Here is a 6800-nt window from a genome sequence, read left to right as displayed (position 1 = left end):
CTCCTTATATTTTGGAGAGCGTAACTAGTTAACTTATGTCACGCCCCCTTTTTCCTTTCCGTTGCCAAAAGCAAAAAAAAGACCATCAATTGATGGTCTTTTGGGTTTTTGATTTCAAAGTGTTCTTACTGGCAGTTTGTTTAAAAGCTTACGCTTTGTTTACGTTAACTGCTTGAGGTCCACGATCAGAATCTTCCACGTCGAAAGTAACTGCTTGACCTTCTTCTAAAGTTTTGAATCCTTCACCTTGGATCGCTGAAAAATGTACAAATACGTCTGTACCGTCTTCGCGAGAGATAAAACCAAACCCTTTTTCAGCATTGAACCATTTTACTGTACCTTGTTCCATTATAAAAAAACCTCCTCGTGCATAAGCACTTAATTATGTGTAACATTGCCTTTGTGCGATAGAGGCCTAACGTGCGTTTCAACATCTATTCAGCAAACAAAATTACAATAATATTTTACACTTGCCCGTATTTTTTTGCAAGACAGACGATTAGACAATTCACCTTTATTTTTAATAATGTTCGCAAATTAGCCGTTGTGTCAGCAATTTTCTTGTTGCCAGAGGCCTTCTTCTCGCAAACTAACATAGGCATTGTCGCCAATAATCAAATGATCCAGTAGTTCGATCCCCATCAAATCCCCACATTTGATTAAGCGACGTGTAAACAGCAGATCTGCCTCCGAGGCTTGAGGACTTCCACTTGGGTGGTTGTGAACGACGATCACTCGAGCGGCGCTATAACGTACCGCCCAATGAAAAATCTCCCGTGGGTGAGCGATCGACTGATTCAACGATCCGATGAAGATCGTCTTTTTTTGAATGATCTCATTTTTGGTATTCAAATAAATTCCTAGCAAGTGCTCCTGAAGAAAGTCTTTTAATTCTTGGATCAGCTGATGAGCGATCGCCATACTGGAGTTGATCTTGCCGTACTTCGGTTGAACAGACCGCTGGATCCGCACGCCTAATTCAACCATCGCTTTGATCTCAATGGCTTTGATTTGTCCGACGCCGCGAATTTCTTGTAATTCATCGATTGTCGCTTCTTTTAATTCATACAATTCTTCAAAACGATTCAAGACACTAGCCGCCAATTCCAGGACATTTAGGGGCCGTGAGCCAGTTCGCAACAAAATGGCCAACAGTTCTTGGTTCGAAAGGGCATCAACCCCATATTGCACTAAGCGCTCTCGTGGAAACGAGCTTTGGGGAATTACTGTTTCATTGATCATAAAAAAACTCCTTTGCGTCGGTCTAATAAGAAATACGCAAAGGAGGAACTATTTGATTCCGATGCTTTTAAAAAATCGCCATTAGAAAGAAAAAGCCGTTTCTAGAAAATCTGGGACATCCTCTAGTGATGGTAAGACTTTCAAAACTTTTTCTTCAATGATGGTCGTCGGCGCGATCAAATCGGGAATCATAATGACTGAGATCCCTGCCCCATGAGCAGCATGGATACCATTGGCCGAATCTTCGAGGATCACCAATTCTTCTTTTGGTACCGCCAATAATGCGTGGGCTTTTTCAAAAATCTCAGGATCTGGTTTTGCCCGTGTGACATCATCAAAGCAGACGATCTCAGGAAATTCCGCCGTTAAGCCTGCTGCTTCCAGCAAGGTATCGATCACTTTGCGCTGGTTGCTAGACGCCAACACTCGGGGAATCTTTTTCTCATCAAGATAATGCAATAACTCGTGGATACCTGGCTTCAATTCAGCCTCGCCCCGTTGGAACATTTCCAGCGTTTGCTGAAAAGCCGCTTGAATAAATTCTTCAATCATCTGATGACCAAAGGCCTCATCGAACCGTTCATGATAGGCGGCCCAAACTTCTTCATCCGAGACCCCCACATAAGCTAAATACAACTCTTTTGTATAGGGAATGCCCATTTGATCCGCCACGATTTGAGTTGCTTGGTAGTAGAGCAGCTCCGTGTCAAAAATCAAGCCGTCCATATCGAAAATCACACCACGTAACTTAGCCATTTCTTCCTCCTATTGCCAACAACAATTCACGAACTTCTGAAACAAAATACAAGGATCCTGTCACCAGCAGCAAATCTTCATTGGTCATTTTTTCTAATAACTCTGCCAAACCAAACTGCCATAAAGAAACCGTCGAGATTCGGTTGTTATCGAGTTCCTGATAGCCGTCTGCCAAATGCAGTGCCTTGGGAAAATCAAAGGTCGTTAAATAAATCTCGGCTTGGGGAATCGCCAGCAATTGCTGAAGCATCTCATTGACGTTTTTAGTTTCTAAGGCTGAGAACAGCACATGGATGCGATAGTCGCTGAACTCTTCTTTCATTGTATCTACTAAACGAGCCATGGCGTGTACGTTATGGGCACCATCGATAATCACTAGTGGCTCACTACTGATTCGTTCCATTCGGGCGGGCCAATAGGCTTTTCGCAAGCCATTGCGAATCTCTTTGGCTGAAAACGGCAGTTGTCGTAGGTCGCAATACAGGCTGTACAATTGGATCGCCACACCGGCATTTTCTGGTTGATGGCGGCCTAACATCGGTGTTTTCAAACCTTTGATTTTGCCATGCTCATTTTCAAAATCAAACAATTCGCCCCATTCTTCATCGGGATGACGATAGGTCACACGGTACTCTTGCCCTGCATGATAAGCGGGTGCCTGTGCTTCTGCAGCTTTCAAATCGATCACCGAAAGCGCACTTTCAACGATATTGCCAGTAACAAGGGGTGTTTGTGGCTTAATGATCCCTGCCTTATGGGCAGCGATTGCTTCAATGGTATCCCCTAAGACATCCATGTGATCCATGCCGATCGTCGTGATCGCGGTCAAAATAGGAGAAATAACGTTGGTACTATCTAAGAGTCCCCCTAAGCCAACTTCAATAATCGCAACATCGACCTTTTTTTCTTCAAAATAGCCTAATGCCATAGCGGTAATGATCTCGAACTGGGTAATGCCCGTCAACGTTTCATCGCGATCAATTTCAGCAACCAGCGGCTGGATTTTTTCCACCCAAGCGACCAAGTCCTCATCTGATATAAATTGTCCGTTGATTTCGATTCGTTCATTGAACGCTTCAATGTGTGGGGAAGTAAAGGTCCCCACTTGCTGCCCAGCTTCTTCTAAAAGACTGCGCAAATAACTGACGGTCGATCCCTTGCCATTCGTGCCGGCGATATGGATCATGGTCACCTTTTTTTCAGGATTCCCCATCCGTTTTAATAATGCCTCGACACGCATCAATCCGGGTCTTTGCCCAAATGTCAAACGCGAATGGATCCACGCTGTTGCTTCTTCGCTTGTCATCTCGCTCACCTCGCTCCTATTTTAACAAAAAATGAACGGCTTTCCCAATTTCTTTCCTTTAAACGAGAAAATCATTCGCCCTGTTTCTATTGATTAAGCAAAAACAAGCATCTTCGAGAGATGCTTGTTTGCGCGTGATGTGCTCATCCTATTGGATTGTGCGTAATTGTTCGATCCGTTCTTGAACGGCTTTTTGTTTTTCAAGATAATCGGCTTCTTTGCTGCGTTCTTGTGCCACGACTTCCTCAGGCGCATTGGCAACGAAGCGTTCGTTCGCCAGTTTGCCTTGTACCCGTTGAACTTCTTGGGTGAACTTCGCTAATTCTTTCTCCAAACGCGCGATTTCTTCTTCAATGTTGATCAACCCAGCTAGTGGCAAGTAGATCGTCGCACCTGATAGGATGGCTGACATCGCCAATTCAGGAGCTTGCAAGCTGTTAGAGATTTCTAGTTCTTCTGGATTACAGAAGCGTTCGATATAGTTTTTGTTAGCAATCAAGAATTCTTCGATCTCAGGCTCATTTGCTTGGATCAGCAAAGTAATTGGTTTCGAAAGTGGTGTATTTACTTCTGCTCGGATATTTCGAACCGAACGAATCAATTCTTTCAACACTTCCATCCCTTGCGCCGCTTTTTCATCGGTCCATTCTGGTGCCACTTGTGGATACTCAGCAACAACTAATGATTCCCCTGTATGCGGCAGTTTGCTCCAGATTTCTTCTGTAACAAATGGCATGATTGGGTGCAACAAGCGTAAAATTTGATCAAGAACATGGACTAAGATGCTCTTATTGACTTGTTTCGCTGCTTCATTGTCACCGTATAAGGTTTCTTTCGACATTTCAATGTACCAGTCACAGAAGTCATCCCAGATAAAGTTGTATAATTGACGACCCGCTTCCCCAAATTCGAAGCGTTCAAAAAGATCAGTGACTTTTTCAATCGTTTCATTCAAGCGCGTCAAGATCCAACGATCCGCCACTGATTTTTCACCAGAAAAATCAATGTCTTCTGCAGTCATTTCACTGACATTCATCAAGACAAAACGGGAAGCATTCCAAATTTTATTGATGAAGTTCCAAGCGGCATCCATTTTTTCATAGCTGAAACGCACGTCTTGCCCCGGTGCAGAGCCATTTGATAAGAACCAACGCAATGCATCAGCACCGTATTGTTCAATGACTTCCATCGGATCGATCCCGTTTCCAAGAGACTTACTCATTTTGCGACCTTGTTCATCACGGATCAATCCGTGGATCAAGACATTTTCAAATGGTCGTTTGCCAGTAAATTCCAAGCTTTGGAAAATCATACGGCTTACCCAAAAGAAAATGATGTCGTACCCGGTCACTAATGTATTCGTTGGGAAGTAGCGTTGGAAATCTTCATTGTTTTCATCTGGCCAACCCATTGTTGAAAACGGCCATAAAGCAGAACTAAACCAGGTATCCAGTACGTCTGGATCTTGCTGCCATTTTTCGGCATCTGCTGGCGCTTCAAGTCCTACATACATTTCCCCCGTTTCTTTGTGGTACCAAGCTGGAATTTGATGTCCCCACCACAACTGACGAGAGATCACCCAGTCATGGACATTTTCCATCCAACGTAAGAATGTTTGATTGAAACGTGGCGGATAAAAGTCCACCGCATCGTCGGTTTCTTGGTTGTCGATGGCTTGTTTTGCTAATGGTTCCATTTTTACGAACCATTGTGTCGATAAACGAGGTTCGACTACTACGCCTGTCCGTTCTGAGTGACCTACGCTATGGACCATTTTTTCGATCTTGATCAGACGACCTAACGCCTCTAAGTCTTTCACGATTTGCTTGCGAGCAGCAAAACGATCCATGCCTGCATAGGTACCTGCTAAGTCATTCATTGTTCCATCATCGTTCATAACATTGACCCTTGGTAGGTCATGGCGGTTACCGACCTCAAAGTCATTCGGGTCATGGGCAGGAGTGATTTTTACGACCCCTGTTCCAAATTCTTGGTCCACGTACTCGTCAGCAATGATTGGGATCTCTTTATTGACCAAAGGCAAAATCACTTTTTTACCGATCAATGCTTGATAGCGTTCATCTTCTGGATGAACCGCGACTGCTGTATCCCCCAACATTGTTTCTGGACGAGTCGTTGCGATCTCCACCACACCGCTGCCATCTGCTAATTCGTAAGACATGTGGTAAAAAGCACCTTCGATGTCTTTGTGGATCACTTCAATATCAGATAATGCCGTGCGGGCTTGCGGGTCCCAGTTAATGATGTACTCGCCACGATAGATCAAGCCTTTTTCATAGAGCGTCACGAAAACTTTACGAACCGCTTCGGATAATCCATCATCTAACGTAAATCGTTCACGGCTATAGTCTAGAGATAAGCCTAGTTTCGCCCATTGTTCCCGAATGTGACCGGCATATTCTTCTTTCCAATCCCATACTTGTTCAACAAATTTTTCCCGACCAAGGTCATAGCGAGAAATTCCTTGTTCCCGTAGCTTTTCTTCTACTTTGGCTTGGGTAGCGATCCCAGCATGGTCCATTCCTGGTAACCATAAGGTGTCATACCCTTGCATCCGTTTTTGACGAATGATGATGTCTTGTAACGTGGTATCCCAGGCATGACCTAAGTGCAATTTTCCTGTTACGTTTGGTGGTGGAATCACGATAGAATAAGGTTTTGCTTCTTTGTTGCCGCTTGGTTTAAAACGGTCATGTTCTAACCAATCTTGGTAACGCCCCGCTTCTACTTCTTGGGGATTGTACTTGGTGGATAGATTCTCAGTTTCTGTCATAGTTGGTCCTCCTAAAGTTACGTTTTTTAAGCGTAATGGTTGGTGTAGTTTTTTTGGTGCCAGTTGCCAAGTAAAGCGTGACAATGTTTGAATCGTTCAGGATGAGTGCGGTGGTAATTATTAGCAGTTTATTGTTGGTAAAAAAATTGCTTACAGAGGTCATGGCTCACTTCGTGAACCATTTTTGGTGACTCCTTGTACTGTTCATCATCTATTCTGTCTTGCTCCGCAAGCCAGTCGTTGTGATTCCTAGTACGGTTACTACGCTCCCTTTGGTCGCCTAGTACTGTTCATCATCTGCTCTGTCTCACTTTGTGGCCAGTCATAGTGATTCCTAGTACGGTTACTACGCTCCCTATGGTCGCCTAGTACTGTTCATCATCTGCTCTGTCCCTCTTTGTGGGCCAGTCGCAGTGATTCACAGCAAAAAGCGCCCTAATGCCGAGGCATTAGGGCGCTGATACGCGGTACCACCTAAATTGCAGATTGCTCTGCCACTTTGACGTGAGGTAACGTTCACGACGCGCTTGATCTTACTGTGCGGCTTTGTCTGCAAGAAACAAACCGTGGTTCGGATCAAAGACCTTCAAGCTACCTTTTCAGTGTCTGGGGAAGTCTTGCACCGACCGACTTCTCTCTGACCGCCAGGGTCACTGATACTCCTCTTGAACATTGTCTTGCTATCATAGATTCTTGTTTCAT

At 44.3% G+C, this 6800-nt stretch carries 5 protein-coding genes and 1 other annotated feature; all 5 genes read right to left on the bottom strand.

The window, feature by feature from the left end:
• Window positions 1-148: 148 nt before the first annotated feature.
• Window positions 149-349: a cold-shock protein gene (locus IAE45_RS17475; protein WP_005225155.1), complete on the bottom strand. Its 201-nt coding sequence runs from the start codon at window positions 347-349 to the stop codon at window positions 149-151.
• Between the two features lie 200 nt (window positions 350-549).
• Window positions 550-1242 (bottom strand): RadC family protein, encoded by a 693-nt coding sequence (radC, locus tag IAE45_RS17470; protein ID WP_200127528.1) that lies wholly within the window; start codon window positions 1240-1242, stop codon window positions 550-552.
• 81 nt (window positions 1243-1323) lie between these two features.
• Window positions 1324-1998 (bottom strand): HAD family hydrolase, encoded by a 675-nt coding sequence (locus IAE45_RS17465; protein WP_144771808.1) that lies wholly within the window; start codon window positions 1996-1998, stop codon window positions 1324-1326.
• Window positions 1991-3304: a bifunctional folylpolyglutamate synthase/dihydrofolate synthase gene (locus tag IAE45_RS17460; protein WP_194195690.1), complete on the bottom strand. Its 1314-nt coding sequence runs from the start codon at window positions 3302-3304 to the stop codon at window positions 1991-1993. The genes IAE45_RS17465 and IAE45_RS17460 overlap by 8 nt, the downstream gene beginning before the upstream one ends.
• A gap of 148 nt (window positions 3305-3452) precedes the next feature.
• On the bottom strand, window positions 3453-6098 hold the full coding sequence (locus IAE45_RS17455; RefSeq protein WP_200127526.1) for a valine--tRNA ligase: 2646 nt from the start codon (window positions 6096-6098) through the stop codon (window positions 3453-3455).
• Between the two features lie 447 nt (window positions 6099-6545).
• Window positions 6546-6780 (bottom strand) — a binding site (T-box leader).
• Between the last annotated feature and the right edge of the window lie 20 nt (window positions 6781-6800).

The sequence above is a fragment of the Enterococcus sp. S53 genome, assembly GCF_016516865.1.
GTDB lineage: Bacteria > Bacillota > Bacilli > Lactobacillales > Enterococcaceae > Enterococcus_D > Enterococcus_D innesii.
Note: the sequence above shows the minus strand (reverse complement) of the source record. Positions and strands in the feature narration are given on the sequence as shown.

What these genes read in the sequence shown, in the direction of transcription:
- IAE45_RS17475 (WP_005225155.1), bottom strand. Translation starts at nt 349, where the DNA reads ATGGAACAAGGTACAGTAAAATGGTTCAATGCTGAAAAAGGGTTTGGT.
- radC (WP_200127528.1), bottom strand. Translation starts at nt 1,242, where the DNA reads ATGATCAATGAAACAGTAATTCCCCAAAGCTCGTTTCCACGAGAGCGC.
- IAE45_RS17465 (WP_144771808.1), bottom strand. Translation starts at nt 1,998, where the DNA reads ATGGCTAAGTTACGTGGTGTGATTTTCGATATGGACGGCTTGATTTTT.
- IAE45_RS17460 (WP_194195690.1), bottom strand. Translation starts at nt 3,304, where the DNA reads ATGACAAGCGAAGAAGCAACAGCGTGGATCCATTCGCGTTTGACATTT.
- IAE45_RS17455 (WP_200127526.1), bottom strand. Translation starts at nt 6,098, where the DNA reads ATGACAGAAACTGAGAATCTATCCACCAAGTACAATCCCCAAGAAGTA.